This window comes from Candidatus Chryseopegocella kryptomonas (genome assembly GCF_001536065.1).
Taxonomy (GTDB): Bacteria; Bacteroidota; Ignavibacteria; order Kryptoniales; family Kryptoniaceae; genus Kryptonium; species Kryptonium kryptomonas.
Genome location: NZ_CZVW01000002.1, coordinates 21,588 through 46,721, shown reverse-complemented (window position 1 = coordinate 46,721; position 25,134 = coordinate 21,588). Strand labels below are relative to the sequence as shown.

The following is a 25,134-nucleotide window of genomic DNA, read 5'->3' as shown; positions in this document are numbered from 1 at the left end:
TTACTTAACGCTTCCACCTGTCGTGGTTCCTTGCCTATTATTGTTAAGCTCTTCTTTTCTTCTCACCATATCCTTTGATTTTGCCTTGTTATCTTCAACCATAAATCCAAAACCAGGTTCATAAAATGGCTTCCCAGGTAATTGCATATTAACCACCTGCTCATTCATCGCCTTCGTATCAATAGCGTTTAATTGCTGATAATATGCGTATACGGAGTCAACATTGTATTTTGTGCCTAAATAATGCTCTTTATTGTTATACCTCTTAAGCCACAACTGCCACTGTTCCTCAGAGAGCAATCCCTTCTCATAAGCGTATTTAACATTTTGATAAACTCTATCCCAGTAATCCTTGTAATTCACATATAGGAATTGAACTTTATTTGACAGCGCATTTATACCCCACGCATTTCCGGGTATATCATAAATTGCATATGGCATAAACTTGGAAGGATGAGTAGAATTAACCCATTTTTTTGCCTCTGGATCTCCACGTTCAGCTGCCCATCTTATCAACTCAACAAGATCATTTTGCAATTCCCAAATTCCATGCCATTGCGTATAATCTGCGCCCATCATAATAGCACCGTGTCTAAATCTTCTGCCCTCGTGATGCCAGGCATGATACATTAAATATTCTGGTTCCTCATCCCAACCATTCAAAACTATATCTGAGTATTTTTTCCCATTCGCTTCAAGTTCTTTTATTAAACCATTTTTTTGCAATTTCTTAACCCAATAAACAAAGCTTCGTCTGATCTCATTATATTGCAAATTTACAAGGTCTGCGGTGAGAAAATATACCTCAACAAAATCGGGAGAGTGGCAACTCTTACAAATAGATTCCATTCTCCCACGTTTTACCTTCCAATCGCCCAGTTTATCCTGCAACCAGACGGTCCTGTAACTCCACGCTGCCTGTGACTCCCACGCCAATCTTGCGCTTACATTGTGAGTTGAGGGTTGCGTCTCATTACCATCCATATGACAGGTCGTGCATGTCGGAACCTCAATTGGAATTTTCTTTAAATCTTTACTTGAATAACTCAAATCCATTTGCTTTTCTTTCGCCCTGAATATGTTTCCATGTTTTGATTCAAGATAAATCTCTATATGCGGATGATCAGGACCGATATGACATTCACCACAGGTCTCGGGTTGCCTTGCAACCGCTCGTGAAAATGTATGTTTAGGATGACAAGCGTCGCATTCGCCAACGCTTTGATCTGGCCAGACAATGCTTATATTGTGGCACTGTTCACATCCGTTTCTCGTAGCAATTGTTGGCTCAAATATAGACCTATCGTCATTTTTAATAACCCAGAATTGATGTGCATGTTTGCTTTGTGCAAATTCTTCAACTTGCTGTTTATGGCATTCAGCGCAATCCTTGGGCGTTGGATGTTTTCCAACAAGTATATCACTATCGGGGCAATAAAATGCGTCAAAATCACCTTGCTCGGCTTTATGACAATCAATACAACCTATGTTCTTTATAGCATGTTGACTTTCCTTCCATTGATCAATTGCCTTTACAGCTATTCCTCTTTCAGTATGACAACTTACACATCTTTTGTTGATCCCACTTACCTCAATAACCGGTTTTGTTTCCGTTGTTCTTTTTGCTTCTACTCCAGCGATGATAATAAGAACAACTGTCAAGAGAATGCTAAATATACCTATTACAAGCTTCTGTGTTCTTATTTCGTTTTGGAGCATATCAACCATCTCCTTTTGGTTTTCAATAGATTATGGTTTCATAAACTGTGAAGATTAAAAGTAAAACTATTGCAACTGAGCCTACGATGTAATGCCATTTAACTTTTGGAAATTTTTTCTTTAAAATATCCTCAATAAAAGGCCAAAATGTTGCAACGATTAATGCGACCAGAATTAAAGCAATTCCTAGCTTTATTGGCAAATATTTTAGTAAGAAGTAAATCCAGTAGAAATACCACTCTGGTTTTATATGCAAAGGTGTTGTGCTCGGATCTGCCGGTTCGCCAACCCCGGGTGGTAAAACCACAGTCAAAGCACTCATAACTGTAAGTAAAAACAACGCTATTACAGCAACATGATACATATGTTCTGGATAAAACCGATAAATTTCATCATCTTCATAACCCTCTAATCTTGAAACACCGTGAACTCTCACCAGAACGATATGCAAAATTATCAAAACGAACAATGTTGTTGGAAGTAAACCTATATGTAAGTCAAAAAAGCGAGTCAATGTATTAACACCAACCGTCTCACCACCTCTGAGAAACCTTAAAAATAAACTTCCAAAAATTGGAATTTCTTTGATCATGTTAGTTCCAACTGTCGTTGCCCAGTATGACAACTGATTATATATTAGTGAATATCCAGTAAAGCACAGACCAAGCGTAGTTATAAGCATTAAGATACCCAAAATCCAGTTTAACTCTCTCGGTTTTCTATATGCACGAGTGAAAAATACCCTAACCATGTGCAAAAATATCGCTATCACCATCAAATTAGAACCCCATCTGTGCAGTCCTCTTATCCAAAAACCTAATCTTACTTCCTCAGTAATATACTTAACGCTTTGATAAGCAAGATCAGGTGATGGGACATAATAAAATGTCAAAAGTATACCTGTCACAACTTGAAATATAAACAAGACCAACGGTGTCGCTCCAAGTGCATAAAACCAGTTCTTCATATGCCCTGGTATCGGCTCATTTAGAATAACTTCAGCTATCTTTTTGAAATCAATCGGCAATCTTTCGGAAAATTTCTTTTCTTGCATCTGGTTCATATCGTCCTCCCGCTTTGTTTTTCTTCAATCCACATATAAACGAACTCTCTATCAACCTCCACTTTGAATTCATCCAGTGGTCTTGGCGGTGGTCCTGAAATAACTTTACCATCACTACTAAATATCCCCTTGTGGCACGGGCAGAAAAATCTTTGCTTATGTCCTTCCCATCTGACTTTACATCCAAGGTGCGTGCATGTCCCCGAAAACACCTTATATTCTTTCCCCAGATTTACCAAAAACAGCAATTCACCGCCAAAGTTTATCTCCTTTGCTTCTCCGGGAGCGATCTCACCCTCCTTTGCGATCAGTACTTTCCTCAATTTCGGCGGTGAAATTTTCGGATAAATGTATTTCGCTATATTCAACAAAGTAAGAGCCAGCGCACTTAACCCGGCTACTCTCACAAAAATTTTTTCAAGAAATTCTCTTCTTGTCTCTTTTTCCATTTTTATATAACCTCCTTATGAGTTTTAAATTTCAAAATCTTCCCCTTTATCCGCACCATCAAGGCTATAATAACTTAAAAATACCTCTCTTACGCCTTCTATCTCCCTGAGCTTCTCAATCACGATCTTCACCTGTCTTTCGCTCTCGCCTTCCACAACATAAAGAATCTTACCAGAACTGTAAAATGGAACTTCAACATTTCTTCTTTTCAACTCTTCCAACACCCTGTTCATATCGTCTTCCGTGTTTAACTCAATATGTCCGCTTGCTATGATCATCGCTTTAACCCTTGTTTATTTTTTTGCATTAAAAAATTTAACTCTTATATTGCCTCCACCTGATTGAACCTTCTGACAGCTCAAAATACACTCACCACAATAAATGCAGTTTATAAATTTACCTGATAACCCTGCTTCACCTTTCTTTCTTGATTCAATAAACTCTTTTAATGGAACGCCCATATAGCATTTTAAATCGCAAACAAAGCATTCTTTGCATAAATCCATATTTTCAAAACTTAGCCTTATTAAACTTACTTTGTTTAACAATCCATATGCTCTCCCGACGGGACAAAAATTCCTACACCATTGCCTTGGAAAGAAAAATTCAAAAACCAAAAGCAGTAAAATCAAAGACGCAGAAAAAATCATTACACCGAAATTAACCGGTAATCCTTTCATAACATTAATCAATTCGCCGATGAATCTGAATAAATTCGTATTTTGAGATATATATCTTGAAAAAACGGGGATGCCAAGTGCCAAAGATAACAGTAACATTGAAATTATGAATGCCCAGCTGATTAAATTTTGCTTTTTTACATAACTTCCATTTCCTTTCCATTTCAACCTTGCATATCCATTTTTAAGCTTATCAACGAGTTTGAACAAAAAATCAAAAGGACATACCCAGCCACAAAATGCTCTGCCAAAAATAAGGTAAATCACAACAACTGGCAAAACGGATAATACTAAAACCATCGTTAATTTTTTTGATGCTAATATCACCTCAAAAAAAGCATACAGGTCAATCAAACTGATTTTATACAACAAAACAGAGCCAGTTAAACTACCCACGAGTATCTTCACACCCAAAAATTGTAACATAAATACCGCAAATATGGAAAACATGACAACGTGCCTGAACTTGAAAATCTTATTGATATTCCCTTTCAAATTCTTTTCCTCTTTCAAGTATTTTGGGTAAATTTTGCGTGTAGACAAGATCATATCTTTCATCATCACTCATAGTTAAAATTGATTTAAACCATTGAATGTATCTATCTTTCAATCGTTTGTAAGAATTTAAGTCAAAAACTCTTATAGCCGAGCCACCGACTGGACAAAACTTAACACAATATCCGCAACCAGTGCAGTTTTCGTTTATATACGGCTGGTTTCCCCACTCGCTGTTATAAAACTCAAATACTTTCATTCCCAGCGGACAAGCTTTACTGCACGATAGGCATACATCCCCATTCCAACCAAGGCAAAGTGAAAAATCTATCAAAGCAATTCCCATTCTCACTTTTTCCTTTGGAACCTCAATCAACGCACCTGTTGGACAAACCTTTGTACATTCCATACAAAGTGTGCACGGGTGATCTCTCATATCATCAACAATTGGGACACCCGAACTTTGTGAATTTTTTAACCCTGTAAATCTTATAGCGCTATAACCAAGTTGCCGGCAAACATCACCGCAAACACCGCAACTTATACATTTTGAAACAAAATCATCAACAGCGCCTGGCGGATGTATCAAACCATCCTCTGTAAATTCGCCAAGAGGGCTGGGAAGAACTGTGTTTTTTCCCCTCCCAGCCCTGAAACTTAGACCTATGCCAGAGAACGCAATTAAACCAAGCGAGTAGAATACAATTTTTAGAAAATTCCTTCGTCGCATCAAATTTTGACAGGTTTATTAGGGACTGCCTGTTTAATCTTTAATGTCCCTTTATAAACTTTAACGGCAAAAATCTTGTAATCTGGTTGAAAACTAAACGGATCAAATCTATCAGGCATTATCATATTTATCAATTTCTTTTCATCAAACCAAGGTATGAATAAGAAATCTTTTCTTGGTCCACCGGTTGCCTTCATAACATCAAGAACTTTTGCTTTTAATTCAATCTTCCCTCGCAATGTCTCAACTATAACATAATCCCCGTCTTTGATGCCCAACTCTTTTGCTAACTCTGAATTAATTTCAACATATGCACTTGGAATCGCTCTTTCTAACTCTGCAACTCTGCCTGTCATACTTCCAGAATGCCAATGTTCAAGAACCCTACCGGTGGTAGCTCCATACTTATATTCTGTCGTGTCATATATAACTAATTCACTTCCATCACCCTTCTTGTATGCACACTTCAAGCCGGGGAATTCACCCGGACTCAAAGCTATTAATTTAAGCGCTACTAAATCTTTATCCGGATCTCCAACTACATTAACTGTGTATTTTGCAACTTCATCATAAGGTGCAGCAGAATTGACTTCAACCTTCTTCGTGTTGAACTTACGCTCAATTATTTCAACTGTTTTATACTTAACAAAATTCTTCCCATCCCACTTGCAAGCCCACCACGGATTTGCCCAAGCTATTGCTCTGCCGTCAATAACAAATATCTTCTTATTTGGATCACTTGGATCATCAACCATTCCATGAATGAAAGCATTTGAGTGGTAAAAACTAACATACCAACCCTCTGGCACATTATTCGCTTTGTGATATTCATAATCTTTCTTCTCCTCTTCAAGATTATTCTCTATCCACTTTGCATACACAGGATTAAATTTCGCAAGATTACCAAGATATGTCTTCGTCCTCAAATCAACTATCGGATCATACGGATATGCATATTGAATTCTTGATTCATATTTTATATATCTTTGCTTAATATCATTATCACCGTGAAATTCCGTCGGCAGAGGTATCCTATAACCCCAGTTTCTTTCAATTAACATCTCCTTCTTCATACCTGAAAAATCGTAGCCAGTCCCCTTTGAAAGTTCTCTCAATTCATCCCATATATTTGCTGTAAATTTCCTTATCCACTCTGGTTCTTTAGCCTCAGCCACAGTTCTTCTCAGCCATTCTTTTTCATCATAATCAACAGGCCAGAATTGAGAAATATGTCCTTTTGGCACAATCCCTTTTTCTTCAAGTTTTCTCATAATCATAGCGAATATCACCGAATCAGGGATTGCTTGCCCTTTTGATCTTATAACTTGTTTAACAAGCTGATATCTTCTTTCAAGATTCCCAAAAATAAACTCTTTCTCATACCAACTTGAGGCTGGCAAAACTATATCTGCAACAAGTGTAGAAGAAGTTGGAAATGCTTCAAGCACAACAGTTATCGGCCATGGTTCGCCCTTATTTGCTCCAGCACAGGCTAACCTATATGGATAGGCGTATGGCAAACTCTGTCCAGGGTTAACAGTTGAAATAAACATCACCTTTATCTGTCCTGCTCCGTATCTCCTGAACATTTCAACAGTGTGAGGTCCTGGGATCGGATGGATTGATATCTTTTTCGCCTCCTCTTCAATCTTATCATCTGAATATCCTTTCTTTTTCAAATACTCTTTTAAGCGATTTCTCCATATTGTTTCAACTGCACTTCTATGAATTGGATTTGCAACCAGACGACCATAAGGCAAAGCATGACACAAAGCACCCGGAGAGCGAATTCCACCACAAGCGTTTGGTTGACCTGTGAAACTAAAAGATTGACGACCTGGCTTACATACTTTGCCCGTTATCAAATGCAACATATGAAGTGATGCGTTTGCCCAGCTCCCTTGCAGTTTCTGATTTATACCCATAGTCCAGCAAGTAACAACATAACCATCAGCAAACCACTTGGCAGCTATTCTTATCGCCTCAGCCCCGCTTATTTTTTTCCATGTCTTGCTAACTCTATCATATATCAATGGAGTTTCACCTTCAAAAATCGCCTCCGCAACCTTCTCCGGTTTGTAATCCTCTAAAAATCTCAAAAATATCGCAAATCCTTTCCAAAGGTCTTTTTCTATCTCGCTTTCTGAATTATATTTCTTCTTTGGATCTGGATATACTGACCTCGGTGTATTTGTATAAGATAAATCCCAAACACTGCCCCTGGTTCCACCATATTCTGTCTTTATCCAAAGCTTCTTAACATCCTCATGGATGCCAAAGCTAACATGCCTGTAAATAAATTTTCTGTCAAGGTATTTCCAATTTGCACTTACCTCTCCTTTTTCAATATCATACTTAGCACCATCCAATTCAAATGCTATAACATAAGCCATACTGTTTATCAAAGCCACATCACGCCCACTTGCAACCGGCAACCAAAGATCAGCAACAACTCCAGATCTTGTTTTCCTCGGATCTGCTAAAATTACTTTTATCTTCTCCGGTTCTCTGCTCTTTAACGCAGCGATCCGATTAAATATGATTGGATGAGCTTCGGCTATATTTCCACCAATGATAAAAAATGTATCCGCATGTTTCTTATAATCTGGATCGGGCACATCTATATCATCCAAACTTCCATACGGTTCATCCTTGCCAAAGGCATAAAGATAACCAACCACAGCACTTGCCATACATGTTCTTGGCTGTCCTTCAATAGAATTATTTGCCAACATCCCTCCACCTTTAAGCGTCTTGTTCATCACATGTGTTTCTTCTGTTCCAAGTTGACCACTTCCGTAATAAGCAACGCTAAATTTGCCGTGTTCTTTAACTGCTTTTTCAACGGCGCTTGCAACAAATTCTATCGCATCTTCCCAGCTTATCTCAACGAAATTTTCCTTCAAATCTACATCTGAAGGTCTTAAACCCTCAGCGTCTTTGGTCGTCTTACCCTGCAACACTCGCGGTGAATTCATTAAATCCGGCTTCCCTGTGTTCGGATTTATCCACTCTTTTCTTATCATCGGATTTATAGGTCTGTTGGGATACTCAAGCGCCTTGTGCAAATAGAACGCCTTTGTGCACAAAACCCCACGATTAACACTGCTATTTTTATCACCTTTTATTGCAAGAACTTTGATAACCTTACCCTTATCATCAACTTCACACTCTGCTAAAGTTGTACACCCAATAGCACAATATCTGCACGGTCCAACCGGAATCGTTTTTACATTCTTTGCTTGTGTAAATAATTTGTCAGGCAAGTAAATCTCCGCTGCTATTGCAGCTGTGCTTATTGCACTTAACTTTAAAAAATCTCTTCTTGTTATCCTCATATTACTTTCCCTCCTTTATTTTTTCCTCTTTTTTCAATTGGCTTGATTTTCACCGTCTCAACTCCTATAGCATCCCCACTCGGAGAATAATCACCATTTGCTGCAACACCCATAATTGAAAACTCAACTTCACCTGAAGCAGGCGCTATCCAGCCAAACTTCCACTCCCTTAACCTGGAACCATCTACCGTATGCGTTAGATAACCTTCCGAAACTTGCGTATTCTTCCTATCAATAACCACGACTTTCCCGCCAGAAACAGTTAATCCAAATCCACCCTGATATTCACCCTCGCTGATAAGTCCACTCTCAATTTTTAACTTGATCTCATATCGCTTATTTGGTATATAATTGTCTGGCAATCCACTGATCAAAATTTTTACCTCTTCATTCTCTGCCCCAGAATGACACTCATCACACTCCAGTGAAGGTGCACCATTTGAATGTGACCTGATTTCTTGATTTGAAAAACTCAAAATAAACAGCCCGATTACACAAAGCATAAAGAGCAAATTTAAAATTTTCCTCATATTTCTCTTCCCTGTTTTTATTTTTCATTAACCCCCGGCAAATTGCCGGGGGCTTAACTTTAAAATTTAGAAATTAAACCAAACCTCCCCTTTTAATTCCCATGCAGCTTTTTTATACTCATCTGTCCCATTAATCAAATACCCAGCTGCTTTACCAGGTTTGAAATAACCTCCCCTTAATGTTAAGATAACCTTTCCATCATGAAGCTTATAATCACCCTTGAAATCAATTTCCCAACCTAAATCCTTCGCTGAAAGATTTGGCTTTGGACCATTTGCATCCCAAGCATAAATTGGCTTGTTTGCTCTTATGTATGAGAACGAACCAAATAAACTCAAATTTGGCAGCGGATTATATGTTAAATTAACCTGACCTATTATCGTATTTTCAAGTTCCCTATATCCTCTCACATTAGGAGCTCCAAGCCCTTGAGGTGTTATACCCTCTTCATCCGGCATTATTGAGTCTTCCCAGATCTCTGTTATGAAAAAGAACCCAGCGGTTCTTAACTTTGTAACATTTCCCTTTCCTCCCCAAGGTCCATCACCATCCCCAGAACCAACACCTATGACAAAACCTGGCTTAATTTTATCACTCATTGCATACTCACCCTTCAAATAAATGTTTCCACCATCAAGGTCACCATTGTTTATGTCTACATCTAAGGTTGGACCATAACTTGTGTTATTAATTTTATCCTTTCCACGCAAATAATTTACTTCATACATAAATGAGAATTTGCTAAGTTTTGAACTTCCTGAGATACCAAAACCTGCAAGATTTGTTATTTGAGGAGAAAACCTCACCTTCTTATAATCCAATAAATTCGGAATATAAGCATTTCCATCTCTAATTGACCTGTCAATGTAATAAAAAGCGTAAATATCAAGTTTTGTGCTTGCAAACTTTAAACTTGTTGAATAATTAGCAAGATACAAGTCCGCATCCCTTGCGTCCCAACTCCCTCTGAAATCAGAAGCAATGCTGTCTGCATCACTTAATGCATCAACCCCTTCATTAACTTTCGCCCATCCAAGCTTTAACACATCATTACCTATGCTTATATCTGCCTGTACACCATCATAATTATTATCAATCAAAATCCTGTTCCCAACCAACCATTGCATCCTCCCAACTGAAAACGATGTCTTTAATGCAGGAATTTTAAACCACACATATGCCTGATCAACATGAAACAAATAATGAACATCTTTCCCATTATACATCAAACTTGCACTTCTTACGCTTACTATTTTCCCGGTTGGTGGTTCATTATCAACACCCCACCAACCCTGCGCCATATCAAATCTTGTTATTATCTTAACATTATCCTTATAAGAAATTTCAGGTCTGAACCTTAACATTTGAACAACATAAGCATCATTATATGTCCCCCGCCCAAACCAAAAATCTTGCTGATACTGAAACCAGGTGTTAAATGTCCCGCTTAGTTTTAATGTCAAGTTATCAGCAATTTTAATTTGAGAGTAAACAACTCCCAACCCCATCAACACCACTGAAACGATTAAAAGCATTCTTCTAAGGTTCATTTTTGCAAACCTTTTTTGTTTTTTATTTTTAGCCATCATTCTGAATTAAATTCAAACTCTATGCCAGCCAAGGAAACTTTTACAACCCCTATAATTTCCCCCAGAATGCTAGATATGTGAGAAAAATTTTAGTTTAGAGATGACAACTTTTTGTCTTCTGTCAAATTTTCGTCACCTTTAAATTTAATTAAACCGTATTTTTTCAACTTTTCCCGCAATGTGGTTCGCTTTATCCCCAAAATTTTAGCTGCTTTAGTTTGATTGCCCATAGATTTTTCTAATGCCCACCTCAGCGCCTGCCTCTCCACTTCACTTAATAAATTTTCAAGATCAATTCTTTCCTTTCCCCAGAAACTATATATATCTTTTCCCCCATGCTCAGTCAGTATCTCGGAAGGCAACATTTCCTTTGTTACTTTGCTACCTTTAGATAAAATTATGATTCTTTGAATCACATTCTCAAGTTGTCTTACATTCCCAGGCCAGCTGTAATCAATCAATGTTTCCATCGCCTCGGATGTAATCTCCAAACCTTCACCCCCGTATTTTTTCAAAAAATGTTCAATTAGCAAAGGTATGTCCTCTTTCCTTTCCCTCAAAGGGGGCAACTTTATGGGTATAACACTTATCCTGTAATACAAATCATCTCTGAAACGCCCCTGCTTTACAAGCTCCCATAAATCAACCTTGCTTGCGCAAATCAACCTCACATCCACCTTTATCGGCTCATTACCCCCAACCCTCTCAAACTTTTTCTCCTGAATCACATTCAACAACTTAACCTGAAGACCCAACGGTATATCATCAACATCATCCAAAAACAAAGTCCCTCCGTTTGCGCACTCAAACCGTCCCTTTCTCTCTTTGATTGCCCCTGTGAATGCTCCCTTCTCATGCCCGAAAAGCTCACTTTCAAGCAATGATTCAGGCAAAGCAGCACAACTTAATTTTACAAATGGTTTGTCCTTTCTTGAACTTAATTGATGAATTGCATTCGCAACCAAATCTTTACCAGTCCCACTTTCACCAATTATTAATACAGTCGCATCAGTTTGTGCGACAATTTCTATTTGCGAATATACTTCTAACATTAACTTTGACCTTCCGATTATGTTCGCAAATGAATATCTTTCCTCTAACCTTCTTCTCAATTCTTTGTTCTCATTTACAACTTTTTTATACGCCTCAACCTTCTTCAATATCATTATTAGTTTCTCCGATGAAAATGGCTTGGTAATATAATCATACGCACCCAACTTCATAGCTTCAACTGCATTTTCTATCGTGCCGTAAGCTGTCATCATTATAACCACTATCTCTGGATCAACCTGCTTTACTAACTTTAAAACTTCTATCCCGTCCATCTCAGGCAATTTTATATCAGTTACTACGACATCTGCCCCGAACTGTTTTATGTAATTCAATGCAAAAATCGGCGACTCAAAATCTGCAACATCATAACCTTCTTTTCTTAATGCATCCCTGAGAGTTATTCTTTTGATTTTCTCATCTTCAATTATTATAACCTTCATAATCGTTGACTTCTTTCTTGGAATAATACATACTCTCAATCCCAATTTTTCTCGGCAATATGACTTTGAATTCACTTCCCTCTCCAACTTTGCTCTTTACCTCTATTCTCCCGCCAAGCGAAGCAACAACATTATAACTTAAATATAAACCAAGCCCCGTTCCAGATCTCTTCGTCGTGAAAAACGGCTCAAATATCTTTGACATTATTTCCTCAGGAATACCACAACCATTATCTTTTATGCTAACTTCTATCCATTCCTCTGAACCAGCGGATGTTATTTCTAATTTTCCACCCTCTTCCATTGCATCAATAGCATTCAAAATTATGTTCGTAAAAACCTGTTCAAGATAATGCCCATCACCAACAACTATTAAATCTTCATCGCTTAAATTCTTTATAACCTCTATATTCATGTCTTTTATTCTGAACTGCGTTATAGAAAGTGCCTCATCTATTATATCATTTACATTAACCTCTTCCTTCTCAAACATGTGTGGTCTTGCATAATCAAGTAACCTCCTGACAAGCAATTCAATTTTGAATAAACCCTCAAGCGCCAAATTTAAATACTCACGCACCTGCTGTTTATCATCCAAATCCGATAACACAGCTCTGATGCAATTCTGTATCCCATCAAGTGGATTATATATCTCATGAGCCAAACCAGAAACAAACCTGCCAATTGAAGTCATTTTTTCCGCTTGGATCAAAAACTCCTGCGCCTTATGCAATTGCTCGTATGCTTTTTTTATCTCTTCGGTTCTTTCTTGAACTTTTCTCTCCAGCTCTTCATTTAATTGTTTTAACTTTCTTTCAAGTAAAAACTTATCAGTAATATCTCTTGTTTCAAGAACTATGCCCAGATATTCACCATTCTCACTTCTCACGACATTGTAAAGATTCTCATAATACTTTCCGTTTGCGTAAATAATTTTATGCCTTCTCTCACAAACTCCATTTTTAAAATTCTCAAGAACTTCACGCACCTTCTCATGAACCGCCCCTGGATGACACTGAAGAACTGATGTTCCCAACCTTTCCTCGTTCTTTATCCCTCTGTAAAGCTCAGCAGCCTTATTCATATAAAGAATCCTTCCATCACGGTCAATAAAAATAACCCCATCTTCTATCGCATCCAGTATCCTGAATAAAATATCAATTTGAATTAAATTTGACACAGGCATTGGATAATTCCTCTGAATTTTTGGTTTGAACTATAGTATTTCAAAAACCTTGCCAAATTAATTTAATTGTAAATCAATCATAAAAGATCGCCTTAAATCGTCAATTTTCCGTCATTTTTCCTCAAAATGTCGCTTAATTCAACAAAAATTTTTACATCCCGCTCAAAACTCTATCAGAGCAATTTTAACTCAGCCGAGATTCTTTTTTATTCTACGAGTTGCAAAATTAAAGAAAGCAAAAATAAATTTGTAAAAGAGTAGATTTTATTCCCCCGAATTTAACCCCTTTTGCGAAAGTGTTTGAAAAACCTCTCCCCACAAATGGGGGAGAGGTATTTGTTAAGATACAAATATCACCTGAATAATTTCTTTGTTCCAGTTCTTCCACATCTTAAACACCGACCCGCACGAAACAGTTGATTCGTGCATCCCTCCCTTGAACAACCAACATGACCACATTTAGAGCATTGAAAAAGCGTTGTAGCGCATCTTCTTCCCCTAAATGTTCCCGGACAGCTCATTTTTTCGCCTTCCATATTTTGTTTTTGTTTATTACCCAGAATATTTTAGCCCCATCTCTTTTAATTTCTTATCAAGAAATTTACATCCAAAGTTCATTATATCGTCAAATAAATCGTTAAGCAATTTCTCAAAGCTATCGTTCAACATTTCAGCAAATTTAAATTTTCCGCTATTGTAAATCTGCCCAACGCTTAAACTTTTCACTTTCCTCCACGGCTCATAAAATATCCACTCACCATAACGATCAATTTTTAAAATCGCAAAAACAGCAATATATCCATTTTTTCTGTATTTGTCCAGACCCTCATAATCTTTATTTCCAAGATTTATAATTGATCCAGAAGTTGTTTTAACTTCAATTGCTATTTTTCCGAAATTTTGATCGTCAATGATTATATCTATTCCTTCGTGATTTCTTACATCAATGCAACTTGGCAAAACGCCGATATCAACAAAACATAGAGCAAGAAGATTCTGACATATTTGACCTGTTTCTTTGCTACCAAATTTATCAAGTATCTCTTTTAATTTTTCAAAAGAACTTTCACCCTTCACGATACAATCTCCTCATTTATTTCAGGACCTTTTTCAGGTGTCCATTTGTAAAATTTATATATTTTCTTCTCACTTGACATTTTCTTTATTTCATCCAGAAGTTCAGAATCCATCGTTGCAATTATGATATCTTTTTCTTTAGCAATAATGTCAAGTATCTTAATAAGTCCAACTTTTTCTTGAAACCCAAGACTTTGCGATGGATCATCAAGCATTATAAAATCAAAAGGCATTTTTTGTCCCGTCATTCCTGACATCGCAAGAAAAATTGAAATAGCAAGGGAATTGAAATTACCTTGACTCAAAACTGGAAGTAAATTTTCATCGTTTTCATCATAAAACTTATACTGATTACCCCCACTTCTTAAATTTTGCTCAACTTTTATCTTTATCTTTTTTATCTTTGGATGTGAAGTGATTTCACCAAAAAATTCCGAAATTTTTTCACCAGCATTGGAGATTATTTCATCAACTCCATCCTTCGTTGCACGCAAAATTGCGTCCCTTATTCTTTCAACATCGTCAACAAATTTCTTGAAATCATCCGACAATTCCTTCAGCTTTTTCCACTCCTGCGTTCTCACAATATCTCTTATTTTCTCCCTCAAAGCAATGTCTTTTAAAATCTCATCAATATCTTTACAAAGCTTAATTTTTTCTTCAATCTCTTCTATTCTCGCTGTCTTCTCACTCGTACTCTTTTTTAACCGTTCAATCTCACTTTCAAGCTCTGATAAAATTTTTTCCAACTTCCTTCTAACATCTTCTCTCTCACTAATTTTTTCATCACCTCTGATTTTGTTGATATATTTTCTAAACCCTTCATCTGCCCTTTTCCAATCATCAATTAGCCTTTCATAATCCTTTAACAATCTTTCCTTATCTTTCAACTCTTTCTTTAAACTGTCAATTTCTTTATTTATCTTTTCAAATTTCTCTTTATGTTCTTTTTCCCATTGCTTTTTCAATTGTATCAGCAAACCTTTTTTCCTCGTCCCACAAACAGGACATATATCTTTATCTTCAACACTTTCAAGATATAACATCACTTTCTCAATTATAAGAGCATAAAGATTCATAACTTCTTTTTGATCTTCAAGCGCCTCTATCGTTTGCTCTATTTGTTTAACTTTTTCTTTTATCTTTTTATCATCGCCATTTTCCCTAACAAACTTATCAATTTTCCTCTTTACTTCCGAACGCTTTTTATTTAGGTCATCATATTCATCAATATAATGGTTTATCTTTGTCTTCCTTCTAACTAATTCATTTAATTTTCTCTCTTCTGGAATAAGTTTTCTTAATCTTCTTATCTCTTCCTCCGCAACATCAACAAACTCTTTCTGTTCTAAATCAATTTTACTAAACTTCTCCGACAAATCTGCACCAATTTCTGAACAAAAATCTTCAATTAACTTTTTTATTTGTTTGGCTATGCTGATACGCTCTTTTTCATCAACCCGACTTAAACCTTTCTTTGATAACTCTTCTTTTCGTCGCTTAATTATTTCATTTAAAGCATCAATCCTACTGTTTATCCAACTTTTTATCTCATCTATTTTTTTCTCAAGTTCGTCACCTTTAGGGCTAAATTTCTTTATCGCTTCAGATATGTTTCTATAATCAGAAAATCCAAATAACCTGTCAAGCGCTTCATCTCTTTTTCTCGGCTCTTCCGTTAAAATATATCTTATAACTTCCTGATGTTGGTAAATGCAAGTCATAAAATCACGAAAAGAAAAATTTCCTATCAACTTGTTAATCTCCTCCTGTGCCTTTTTACCTTCAATTTTTCCGCCGTCAGAAAACCTAATATAGATATTATCCCGTCCATTAGATTTTTCTCGCCTTATATTGTAAACCTGTCCATCTTTTTCAAGTTCAACCTCAACATAACATTTTTCCGCATTTCTGTTTATTATCTCCCAATCTATCCTTTCCCTTATCCCTGTATTTTTCTCCCCAACTACTTCGCTGCTTCCAAACAAACACCACTCAATAGCGTTCAAAGTACTACTTTTTCCAGTTGCATTTTCACCATATAAAACGACGACTGGCGCATTGAAATCAATTTTAACTTCGGGATTAAACCCCCTGAAACCAGAGATGATAGCACTTTTTAACTTTAATCCCATAACTTTACTTCCCCTTTATTTTTTTGTCAATTTCGGATTTAATCTCTTCAAACTCATTTTTAATTTCTTCAACTTTTCTGATTAGCAATTTTTCAATTCCATTAATTCCACCATCTTCAAACGCCAAATAAATTTCCTCCCACAATTGTTTTGTTTCTTCATCCTCCAACATTTTATTTACTCTTTCTTTCAAATCCATGGGCTATCCTCCACTTTTGTTATGATTTTATAAAAATACTTTGAAATTACCCCAATCTATTCTTGAGCCAGAGCAAGTGACGGCTTGCAAGTGCTTTAATATCACATTGATTAACTCAACCGTTACTGTGTTAAAGTTTAAAGGCATATATACTCCTTTTTGTTTAGTTTAAAATTCAATCATGCCCCCGCAAAGGGGGCAAAACATAGAATTAAAAACCAAACTTCGCAGGCAAAATATCAAACGATGACCTCAACCTGTTAATAACTTCAATCACAAATTCCGGCTCATATCTTTTTTCTTCAAACCTTGACCTCTTCAAATACTTTACAAGATTTACCATAAATGCACCAGTCGCACCAAAATTTGAAAGAACTTCCACAACCTCATCATCTCTGAAAACATCAGCAAACCTTTGATCTTGTGTTTCTCTGTAAACTATCTCTGGATAAAACCTCGGCTCAAGCGCTCCAAACTCAACTATCTGATCAAATCTTCCGGGTCTTCTTACTGCCTCATCAACGAGCTCTCTGTCATTGGTTGATGCTATAAGAAAAACTCCCGGAATATCAACAAAACCATCAAGAATTTGAAGCATATTTGAAAGCCCCCTGTGACCCATCCCTTTTTCCCTTGTTCCAACCATTAAATCAATATCATCAATACACACAAGAACAGGACTGAAAATGCTTGCAAATTCAAATATCGCTCCCGGTCCAACCCCGCATCCTGCATCAGAAATTATTACCGTTATTTGACTGTTTCCCGTCTGACAATGATTTATTATCGCTTTCATCGTGTCCGTTTTCCCCGTCCCGGGTTCCCCCACGAAAAGATACCTCATTCCGTCACAACTTAAATTGACAACAGCATCTATGAAATCTTTTATGTCCGCCTTTATATCATCACCTATGAAAATATCATCAAGCGTTATATTTGTCCGCTCAACCGGTTTTATCTTAACCCCATCGCTCACCTCATCATAAAATATCTTTAATATCTTTCCCTTATATCCAGAACTTTTAACCGACATCTTTATCAATTCATCTAAAAAAACCTGAACTTTAATCCCCTCACCTTCAGCAGCAACCGCAATAAAGTAGTTCTTTGATGAAAATCCGTTATCGCTCACAACGCACGAAACAATATAACCTTCACCATCATAATTAGCAATCGCAAATAAACCTTTGCTTTCAGCTATAACATTATTAAAGACATCATAACCAGCAAGCGAAACTCCACCAAGTATCCCCAGCGGTTCAACATAACTGAAAACTTTTTCAACAAAAATAACATTATCATCTATCTCCTTGCTCCAAACTTTAAGTATATAAGACCTTACCATATTCCACACATCATAATTAACCTGCTTGATTAAGCTTGCCCCTGCAATTGGATGAGAATCATATAGAGGATTTCTTCTTCTCCTCATTGCTAATTTTTAACCTCTTTTTGTTTTTGTTTTGAAAAACAATAAAATTTACGCCACCTTTCATTTCCTCCCTCCACTAATACTAAAGAATTTAGCAGGTAATTTCTTGCATCACCCGAGCTCCCTTTTATTTTTCCCTCCAATTATAAAACAATTTAAATCACAAAAAACGGACACCGAGTTTTACTGCAACCGCTAGCTTCCAAAAAAGATCCTTCGTTTCCCCGTGCTTAATTTATGCTCAAAATTTGACTTTGTCAAATTTGTTTATTATATTTGTGTGCATTAAAAACAAAGAGGGTTATAAATCAAAAATTTTGAATTTAACCTTCCTTCAGTTTCAAAATCCATTAAAAACAAATCCCATCCATTTTCACCATATCTTCTTAAACAAAATCAAAAATAAGGGGGAAAGATTATGCAATTAACTTTAAATGAATACTTTAACATTCATTTACAAAAAAGATACGATCATTTGATCGCAAAAATTTGTTCAGCTTACCGCAATGTCTCTACTGAAGTTATTAAAGACCTGCTTCACGATATCTTGTTGAATTTATTGGAGCAAAAAGATAACAGAACCTTTCCAAGCATTGAATCAATTGAAAGATACATTATCATTGCTTTGAAGAATAGATTGTCAAACTATTTAAACAGGCGTAAAGTTATAATCCGATTGATTGATTTAATTGATGACGATAACGACTTAGATTACGGGGATGGTATTCCCGCAAGTTGGATATCTATCGTTGACCGAAACTTTGAACAAATTGAGGTAGAGAATTTATTTGAACTTGCTCAATTAAGAGAAAATGAAAAAGAAATTTTGCGCAGGAAATTAGATGGATATAAAAATGATGAGATAGCTCATGAATTTAATATAAGCGAAAGAACAGTGAGGCGAATAATGGAAAGAATAAAACGAAAGCTTATAAATTTCTTGCGTAAATAAAAAAAAGGGGAGTGCCCTGAAAACTTGGGCACTCCCTCGCTATTATAACGCCCTATTGAAAAATCCAACCCAATTTCTTTACTCGCCGAGTTTACTTTCCAATCTTGAAATTGCATCCCATATCGCTTGAAGCATTCGTCCATCAACCTCTTTTTTCTCCGCTGATTTCAAATAATTCAAAACATCTTTATCACCGATATTTCCAAGGACATTGTAAATTACCATTCTCACAAAAAATTCAGGTGTGTTAACCATTCCAAAAATAAAATCTTTTATGCTCGGGTCGTTATTCGCAAAGAGTGAAAGCGTTGAAATTGCTGTCATGCGAATTGATGGATTATTCCCACGCAACGAGTATTTTTTCAAAATTTCAATTGCTTCCTTTTCAAACTTCGTATTTTTAAAATCACTGAACCTTCTCAATGCAGTCGTTCTCACAACCTCTTGATGTGAATCAATCTCAAGTGCCTTTTTCAAAACATTCATTTTGTTTGATGAATCAATCAAAGCAAGCGAATTAACAGCAGAAGCGATAACATAATAACTTTTTTCAGTTTGTATAACATTGGAAAGAAAATCCGCAACAAAATCAAATTTAAACTCTTTCAACGCTTCAACAATGCTTCTTCTTACTCGTGAATCATTTTCTCTTTTGTAAATCTCAATCAAAAATCTTGCTGTGTTTTCATCTTTTAATTTTCCTAAATTGTTAATCGCTTCCTGCCTTATCGCATAAAACTCGTTTGATGTTGCAACTTGCTTCATCACATCAACGACATCTTTTTCATTCATAATTTTGCCAAGTTCTTGAACAGCCCAAAATCTGTCAATCATTTCACTTGCGTTTTTCGCTTGATAAATCAACTCCTCTTTTGACTTTTCAAAATATAAATCTTTTAAAATCCAGTTGCCTTTGTCAAAAATTACCATTACGGGTTTATCATCAACTGCGAATTCAAATTCCTGTTTCCTTCTATCAATGAAAATTCTGTATGTCTTGCTACCTGATCCTGTGGTTATTTCAACATCAACAGGGGTTTTGAAAACTTCTGGTGTTAATGAATCAGACGGTTGAATTTGTTCAACGAAAAGTTTGACAACTTTTTTCGCATCGTCATAATCATATCTTACATCAAAAACAGGATAACCTGCTTTGTAAAGCCATTGATCAAAGAACCATTTTAAGTTAAATCCAGTTGCTTCTTCAATTGCAATTTTAAAATCATTTGTTTCAACATTTTGATACGCATATTTTGTAGCGTAATAATTCATTGCCTTCCAGAAAAGTTCATCACCGAGAATAAATCTTATCATATTCAAAATTGAACCACCACGCTGGTAAATGTGCGCACCGAATAAATCTGTTGGATCAAAATATCTATTCCAGACGGTTGGTTTTTTCTCCGACATATCAGCAAATTTTGCGCTCCTTTGCATGTTATAAACATTGAATTGAAACTCATCTTTGCCTCGTGCATGTTCAAAATAAAGCGCTGTAAAGTATGTGGCAAATCCTTCATTAAGCCAAGCGTGTTCCCAACTTCTGCATGTTAAAAGATCGCCCCACCATTGATGAGCCATCTCGTGTGCAACAAGTCCATCGCTTGAAACATCAAGATGCGCTCGTTCATCGTGAATCGTTGAACTTGTCAAAGTTGTCGCAGTTATATTCTCCATTCCACCATAGACAAAGTCCTCAACAATTGTCTGTGCGTATTTGTTGTATGGATATTTGTAGCCAATCTTTTCGGAGAAAAATTTCATTATCTCTGGCGTCTTCTCAAATGATAGTTTCGCATATTTTGCGTTTGATTTGTAAACATAATATTCAAGCGGAATATCAAGATAATAATCTTGAAGTTTGACATATTCACCTGCGACAATTGAGATAAGATAAGTTGAATGTGGTTTATCCATAAACCAATGATAAGTTTTCAAGCCACGCTTTCTATCTTCTTTAACTGAAATTAATTTCCCATTTGAGATTACGACAAAATTTTTATTAACAGTTGCGATGAGTTCGCTCGTTGCTTTATCATTTGGAAAATCATAACACGGAAACCAGTAGTGATTATCCTCTGGCTGTCCCTGCGACCATATTTGATAGGGTTTGTCTGGATAAGCGGAGTCAGGTTGAATAAAATATAAACCTTTGCGTGGATTTGAGACGAAGTATTCAACGACGACGGAAAGAGTATCTTTGAGAGAATAATTTTTGTCAAGGTAAATTTTTAATTTTTGTGCGAGCGAGTCAAAGTTAAAGTTCAATTTTTGCCCATTTACAAAATAAACATTTTTAATTTTCATCTCCGCTGCGTCAAGTTCAAAGGTGTTAAAGTTCGGACGCAAAGGGACGAATTTAGTTGTGACCTTCCCATCAACGGTTTTCTGTTTTTCATCAAGTGAAACTTCTATTTTAATGTGAATGAGATCGTAAGTTCTATCTCTTGTGAAATGTTCAGGGGGCGGGGTTGGTGATTTGTAATAAAACCTCGGGCGTTGCGAAAACGAAGTTGAAAGAATAAAAAGAGACAGCAAGAAATAAAAATACAACTTACGCATTTTGCGGTTCTCCTTAAATTTTTTGAAAATTTGACGAGTTCAAAACTTGATAGGTTTCAAATGTTAAATTTTTTCAAGTGCTTGTTCAAGGTCATCAATTAAATCCTCAACATCTTCAATTCCAACGGACAATCTCAAAATTCCTTCCGTAAGTCCAAGTTCTTTTTTCTCTTCTTCTGATACCGAAGAATGGCTCATCGTCCAGGAATGATTAACTAAACTTTCAACCCCGCCCAAAGATTCAGCAAGTGTGAAGATTTTTAAATTGTCAAGAAATTTTCTAACATTTTCTTTTGAACCGAGGTCAATCGTCACAACCCCGCCGAAATCTTTCATCTGAGATTGAGCAAGTTCATATTGCGGATGAGATGGAAGCCCCGGATAAAAAACTCTTTTAACCTTTGGATGCGATGCAAGAAAGATGGCAATTCTTTTTGCGTTATAACAATGCTGATTCATTCTGACAGCAAGCGTTTTAATTGATCTCAAAAGAAGCCAACAATCAAAAGGACTCGGGACAGCTCCAAAGGCACGTTGAATATACCAGAGCGGTTTCTGCAATTCATCTCTGTTTGTCACAACAATTCCACCGACGACATCACTATGCCCGTTGAGAAATTTCGTACTGCTATGCACAACTATATCACAGCCAAGTTCAAGCGGTCTTTGTAAATATGGAGTCATAAATGTATTGTCAACGGCGATCAAAATTTCCCTGTTGAATGAATCACGAATTTGAGATAATTTTTTCAAATCTGTCAGATAAAGAAGTGGGTTTGAGGGTGTCTCTGCAAATATCATTTTCGTTTCAGGTTTTAACTCACGCTCAACATTTTCAACCTGCGTCATATCAACATAGGAAAACTTTATCCCCCATTTTTCCATTTCTTTGAAAACTCTTAAAGTTCCACCGTAAATGTTTTTCGTCGTTATAACATGGTCTCCGGGTTTAAGAAGTTTCATAACTGCGGTTACAGCTGCGACTCCAGATGAAAAAGCGAAACCATATTTGCCATTTTCAAGTTTGGCGATATTTTCTTCAAGCATTTTTCTATTTGGATTTTGCGTGCGTGAATAAACGAAGGGGGCATCTCTGTCTTCAAATTTTCTCGCATATGTTGTCGCAAGATAAATCGGTGGGATAACTGAAAATGATTCTTTGTCAGGTTTTTGCCCGAAATGAATTGCATCGGTTGAGAATCCCATTTTTAACCCCGGAATTTTTTTAACAAAAAAGCGGGCGAATTCCTCGCCCGCACTATGTTTTTACTTTTTATTTCTCAATTCATCTGCTTTCTTGAACGCAGCCTCAGCTTTATCAACCTCCCCAAGATTTGCATAGATTTTACCGAGCAATTCCCAAATGAAAATATCATTAGGTTCAATTTCTGTTAACCTTTCAAGATACGGAAGCGCCTGTCTAAATTTGTCTTTTGATAGCGCTTCATACTTTGCTTGTTCTTCAAGATTCTGTTTTAAGGCAAGATCCTCTGCTTGCTGTTTCAACTTAACACCCCAGTTGACATACGAAGCAGCAAGATTGTAAAGTGCCTCTTTATAGTTCGGATCAATATCAACAGCTGCTTTGAACTCTCTTATCGCATCTTCAAATTGTTCAGCTTTCAAAAGAAGGACTCCATAATTGTAATGGAAATACTTATTTCCGGGTTGAGCTTCAACGGAAGCACGGAATGCTTCAAGAGCTTCTTCGCTTCTGCCGGCGTTTATGTAAGCATTTGATAGAAAGGCAAGCGTTTCCTCATCAGATGGTTGAATGTTTCTCACTTTGTTGAAAATGTCAATTGCCTTGTCATACCATTCTCTTGCAGCGTAAAATTCTGTTGAATCAAGCGCAACCGTTACACCACCTTCTTGATATTTTTCACCTTTAAATTCAATTGTCTTAACAAGATTGTTTTCAATTTCAAGCGTTAAACCATATTTGGAATAAATCCATGACTCAACTTCGGGTTGAACTGGAGCTGGCTTTGGAGGTCTTTTACCTTTCTGTTGAACTGTTGGTTGAGGTTGCGGTTTCTTTATAACATCTGGTTCCCCAAGCGTTTTTTTCACATCATCAGCCGTCATTCCAACTCTAATATCACGCTTATTTGACGGGTCTTCAAACTTAACAGTATGTCTTGATGCATAATCATAATAAATTTTTCCCAGCATCTTCATCGCATCAACATCTTTCTCGTGTGAAAGTTCAACTGCTTTTTTAAGTGGTTCAACAGCAGAATTAATATCTTCTTTAACAAGATAACTGTAGGCAAGATTCTTGTAAGCAGCTGCGCTATCAGGAATTATCAACGTTGCAGTTTTAAATGATTCAATTGCTTTGTCAATGTAATGAATTGAATCTCTGTTGTTTTGATACCTTGAAAAGTAAGTCACACCGGCGTTGAAATTGTCAACCCAGTATTTGAGTTTGAAATTGTTGATGTCTCTTTCGTATTGATTTGATATTTCAAGTGATTTGTTGAAAGCTTCAAGCATTCCGGTATAATTTTTTTGCTCACCTCTAACATATCCGAGGAGAAACCACGCTTCTGCATTTTTGGGGTTGTTTTCAACTTCTTTTAAAAGCTGTTTTTCAGCATTTACCCAATCCTGTCTTTGCATATAGACCTTTGCCCCCGTAACCTCAGCGCTTGCACATTGGAAACCGGTTACGGAAAGATAAATTAAAATTATCGCAAATGCTGTTAAAATTAAAACTGACCTTGCTTTTGTCATTTCTTGCATCAAAAATTAATTTTTAAAATTTTCTTCGCTTCAAATATACCAAAAAATGCTTGATTTTTCAAGAAATAAATCGTCGCCTTAAACTTTGAACCCAAAGCACTTGACTTTTATTTTCAAATTTTGTATAATTGTAGTGAGGTAAAAAAATAAACAAAAACTTAAAAACAAAATGGAGGCATAAAATGAGAGGGACTTTTTTATTTTTAGCATTAGTAATTCTTTTAAGTAGCGTTGCAGTATCAAGGGAACTGGGTGCTGGATTGACGCTTGGCTTCCGAAGCGATAAACCAACGGTCGGATACGGTGGAAATGTTTATTATCGTTACAATGTGCCGGAAAGCTTCTTGAAGGTTAAAGGCGTTGCAGGTCAACTTTCTGTCGGTTATGTCACATTTCCAAAGGAAGATAATTCAGCTGAATACGCATTTGTTCCTGTGAAATATGGTTTGAGCTACACTGCATATTCACAGAACAAGGTTGAACTTGGAGTTCTTGGCGATCTTGGTCTTGCTTTTGTGAGCAAGCCAAGCAGTGCAACCAAGCTAACAGGCGGGGCTGGCGGATTTGTTGCTTATGAAGCTGCACCAAATGTTAAAGTTGGAGCAGTTGTTAAGTATTCAGCTGTTGTGAAGACAGTCCATTATCTCGGCGTTGAAGTCGGCGTGTTCTACACTTTGCCGACTAAATAATTGATTTTCCACAAGCCCGACCTTTAAAATAAAAGGTCGGGCTTTTTCATTTAAAAATTAAAAACA

General features: G+C 36.5%; 20 protein-coding genes. 2 read left to right on the top strand and 18 right to left on the bottom strand.

The genetic code is table 11. From position 1 onward, the window contains the following. From AWW83_RS00880 to AWW83_RS00810, 15 genes are all read right to left on the bottom strand, one after another. Window positions 1-1,719: a multiheme c-type cytochrome gene (locus AWW83_RS00880; RefSeq protein ID WP_092347360.1), complete on the bottom strand. Its 1,719-nt coding sequence runs from the start codon at window positions 1,717-1,719 to the stop codon at window positions 1-3. Window positions 1,720-1,741: 22 nt separating this feature from the next. Continuing rightward, entirely contained in the window at window positions 1,742-2,782 is a 1,041-nt protein-coding gene (locus AWW83_RS00875) for a cytochrome b (RefSeq protein WP_092347018.1), read from the bottom strand. Next, the gene (locus tag AWW83_RS00870) at window positions 2,779-3,231 is read right to left on the bottom strand and encodes a QcrA and Rieske domain-containing protein (RefSeq protein ID WP_092347015.1); all 453 of its coding nucleotides are present in this window, start codon (window positions 3,229-3,231) and stop codon (window positions 2,779-2,781) included. The genes AWW83_RS00875 and AWW83_RS00870 overlap by 4 nt, the downstream gene beginning before the upstream one ends. 24 nt (window positions 3,232-3,255) lie before the next feature. Next, complete coding sequence (locus AWW83_RS00865) at window positions 3,256-3,510, bottom strand: chaperone NapD (protein ID WP_092347012.1); 255 nt, start codon at window positions 3,508-3,510, stop codon at window positions 3,256-3,258. 15 nt (window positions 3,511-3,525) lie between these two features. After that, window positions 3,526-4,338: a 4Fe-4S binding protein gene (locus AWW83_RS00860; protein ID WP_159421060.1), complete on the bottom strand. Its 813-nt coding sequence runs from the start codon at window positions 4,336-4,338 to the stop codon at window positions 3,526-3,528. 49 nt (window positions 4,339-4,387) lie between these two features. Further along, entirely contained in the window at window positions 4,388-5,137 is a 750-nt protein-coding gene (locus AWW83_RS00855; protein WP_092347006.1) for a 4Fe-4S dicluster domain-containing protein, read from the bottom strand. Next, window positions 5,137-8,475 (bottom strand): molybdopterin oxidoreductase family protein, encoded by a 3,339-nt coding sequence (locus AWW83_RS00850; protein WP_092347003.1) that lies wholly within the window; start codon window positions 8,473-8,475, stop codon window positions 5,137-5,139. Before AWW83_RS00850 ends, AWW83_RS00855 begins: the two co-directional genes overlap by 1 nt. Then, a complete protein-coding gene (locus AWW83_RS00845) occupies window positions 8,472-9,005 on the bottom strand; it encodes a choice-of-anchor V domain-containing protein (protein ID WP_092347000.1) in 534 nt (177 codons plus the stop codon). Before AWW83_RS00845 ends, AWW83_RS00850 begins: the two co-directional genes overlap by 4 nt. A gap of 66 nt (window positions 9,006-9,071) precedes the next feature. Continuing rightward, window positions 9,072-10,556, bottom strand: coding sequence for an alginate export family protein (locus AWW83_RS00840; RefSeq protein WP_092346997.1), 1,485 nt, complete (start codon window positions 10,554-10,556; stop codon window positions 9,072-9,074). 128 nt (window positions 10,557-10,684) lie between these two features. Beyond that, window positions 10,685-12,088: a sigma-54-dependent transcriptional regulator gene (locus tag AWW83_RS00835; RefSeq protein WP_092346994.1), complete on the bottom strand. Its 1,404-nt coding sequence runs from the start codon at window positions 12,086-12,088 to the stop codon at window positions 10,685-10,687. Then, complete coding sequence (locus AWW83_RS00830) at window positions 12,069-13,274, bottom strand: ATP-binding protein (protein ID WP_092346992.1); 1,206 nt, start codon at window positions 13,272-13,274, stop codon at window positions 12,069-12,071. The genes AWW83_RS00835 and AWW83_RS00830 overlap by 20 nt, the downstream gene beginning before the upstream one ends. Before the next feature lie 552 nt (window positions 13,275-13,826). Further along, window positions 13,827-14,351 (bottom strand): hypothetical protein, encoded by a 525-nt coding sequence (locus AWW83_RS00825; protein WP_092346989.1) that lies wholly within the window; start codon window positions 14,349-14,351, stop codon window positions 13,827-13,829. Further along, complete coding sequence (locus AWW83_RS00820; RefSeq protein WP_092346986.1) at window positions 14,348-16,486, bottom strand: AAA family ATPase; 2,139 nt, start codon at window positions 16,484-16,486, stop codon at window positions 14,348-14,350. The genes AWW83_RS00825 and AWW83_RS00820 overlap by 4 nt, the downstream gene beginning before the upstream one ends. A gap of 4 nt (window positions 16,487-16,490) precedes the next feature. Further along, the gene (locus AWW83_RS00815; RefSeq protein ID WP_092346983.1) at window positions 16,491-16,685 is read right to left on the bottom strand and encodes a hypothetical protein; all 195 of its coding nucleotides are present in this window, start codon (window positions 16,683-16,685) and stop codon (window positions 16,491-16,493) included. A 211-nt stretch (window positions 16,686-16,896) separates the two neighbouring features. After that, complete coding sequence (locus AWW83_RS00810; protein ID WP_092346981.1) at window positions 16,897-18,117, bottom strand: ATP-binding protein; 1,221 nt, start codon at window positions 18,115-18,117, stop codon at window positions 16,897-16,899. A gap of 418 nt (window positions 18,118-18,535) precedes the next feature. On the opposite strand from AWW83_RS00810, the gene AWW83_RS00805 reads away from it, so the two are divergent. Then, window positions 18,536-19,069, top strand: a complete 534-nt coding sequence (locus AWW83_RS00805; protein ID WP_092346978.1) for a sigma-70 family RNA polymerase sigma factor — start codon at window positions 18,536-18,538, stop codon at window positions 19,067-19,069. 78 nt (window positions 19,070-19,147) lie between these two features. On the opposite strand, the gene AWW83_RS00800 is transcribed toward AWW83_RS00805, so the two are convergent. The 3 genes from AWW83_RS00800 to AWW83_RS00790 all read right to left on the bottom strand — a co-directional run bounded on the left by AWW83_RS00800 (window position 19,148) and on the right by AWW83_RS00790 (window position 24,379). Beyond that, on the bottom strand, window positions 19,148-21,631 hold the full coding sequence (locus AWW83_RS00800; RefSeq protein WP_092346975.1) for a M1 family aminopeptidase: 2,484 nt from the start codon (window positions 21,629-21,631) through the stop codon (window positions 19,148-19,150). Between the two features lie 63 nt (window positions 21,632-21,694). Further along, on the bottom strand, window positions 21,695-22,837 hold the full coding sequence (locus tag AWW83_RS00795) for a trans-sulfuration enzyme family protein (RefSeq protein WP_092346972.1): 1,143 nt from the start codon (window positions 22,835-22,837) through the stop codon (window positions 21,695-21,697). 60 nt (window positions 22,838-22,897) lie between these two features. Next, the gene (locus AWW83_RS00790; RefSeq protein WP_092346969.1) at window positions 22,898-24,379 is read right to left on the bottom strand and encodes a tetratricopeptide repeat protein; all 1,482 of its coding nucleotides are present in this window, start codon (window positions 24,377-24,379) and stop codon (window positions 22,898-22,900) included. A 182-nt stretch (window positions 24,380-24,561) separates the two neighbouring features. On the opposite strand from AWW83_RS00790, the gene AWW83_RS00785 reads away from it, so the two are divergent. Beyond that, window positions 24,562-25,068 carry a hypothetical protein gene (locus AWW83_RS00785; RefSeq protein WP_092346966.1) on the top strand — a complete coding sequence of 169 codons (507 nt, stop codon included), beginning with the start codon at window positions 24,562-24,564 and terminating at the stop codon, window positions 25,066-25,068. Window positions 25,069-25,134 lie beyond the last annotated feature (66 nt).

Coding starts and splice junctions, on each gene's coding strand:
- AWW83_RS00880 (WP_092347360.1), bottom strand. CDS start 1,719: ATGCTCCAAAACGAAATAAGAACACAGAAGCTTGTAATAGGTATATTT.
- AWW83_RS00875 (WP_092347018.1), bottom strand. CDS start 2,782: ATGAACCAGATGCAAGAAAAGAAATTTTCCGAAAGATTGCCGATTGAT.
- AWW83_RS00870 (WP_092347015.1), bottom strand. CDS start 3,231: ATGGAAAAAGAGACAAGAAGAGAATTTCTTGAAAAAATTTTTGTGAGA.
- AWW83_RS00865 (WP_092347012.1), bottom strand. CDS start 3,510: ATGATCATAGCAAGCGGACATATTGAGTTAAACACGGAAGACGATATG.
- AWW83_RS00860 (WP_159421060.1), bottom strand. CDS start 4,338: ATGTTACAATTTTTGGGTGTGAAGATACTCGTGGGTAGTTTAACTGGC.
- AWW83_RS00855 (WP_092347006.1), bottom strand. CDS start 5,137: ATGCGACGAAGGAATTTTCTAAAAATTGTATTCTACTCGCTTGGTTTA.
- AWW83_RS00850 (WP_092347003.1), bottom strand. CDS start 8,475: ATGAGGATAACAAGAAGAGATTTTTTAAAGTTAAGTGCAATAAGCACA.
- AWW83_RS00845 (WP_092347000.1), bottom strand. CDS start 9,005: ATGAGGAAAATTTTAAATTTGCTCTTTATGCTTTGTGTAATCGGGCTG.
- AWW83_RS00840 (WP_092346997.1), bottom strand. CDS start 10,556: ATGAACCTTAGAAGAATGCTTTTAATCGTTTCAGTGGTGTTGATGGGG.
- AWW83_RS00835 (WP_092346994.1), bottom strand. CDS start 12,088: ATGAAGGTTATAATAATTGAAGATGAGAAAATCAAAAGAATAACTCTC.
- AWW83_RS00830 (WP_092346992.1), bottom strand. CDS start 13,274: ATGCCTGTGTCAAATTTAATTCAAATTGATATTTTATTCAGGATACTG.
- AWW83_RS00820 (WP_092346986.1), bottom strand. CDS start 16,486: ATGGGATTAAAGTTAAAAAGTGCTATCATCTCTGGTTTCAGGGGGTTT.
- AWW83_RS00815 (WP_092346983.1), bottom strand. CDS start 16,685: ATGGATTTGAAAGAAAGAGTAAATAAAATGTTGGAGGATGAAGAAACA.
- AWW83_RS00810 (WP_092346981.1), bottom strand. CDS start 18,117: ATGAGGAGAAGAAGAAATCCTCTATATGATTCTCATCCAATTGCAGGG.
- AWW83_RS00805 (WP_092346978.1), top strand. CDS start 18,536: ATGCAATTAACTTTAAATGAATACTTTAACATTCATTTACAAAAAAGA.
- AWW83_RS00800 (WP_092346975.1), bottom strand. CDS start 21,631: ATGCGTAAGTTGTATTTTTATTTCTTGCTGTCTCTTTTTATTCTTTCA.
- AWW83_RS00795 (WP_092346972.1), bottom strand. CDS start 22,837: ATGGGATTCTCAACCGATGCAATTCATTTCGGGCAAAAACCTGACAAA.
- AWW83_RS00790 (WP_092346969.1), bottom strand. CDS start 24,379: ATGCAAGAAATGACAAAAGCAAGGTCAGTTTTAATTTTAACAGCATTT.
- AWW83_RS00785 (WP_092346966.1), top strand. CDS start 24,562: ATGAGAGGGACTTTTTTATTTTTAGCATTAGTAATTCTTTTAAGTAGC.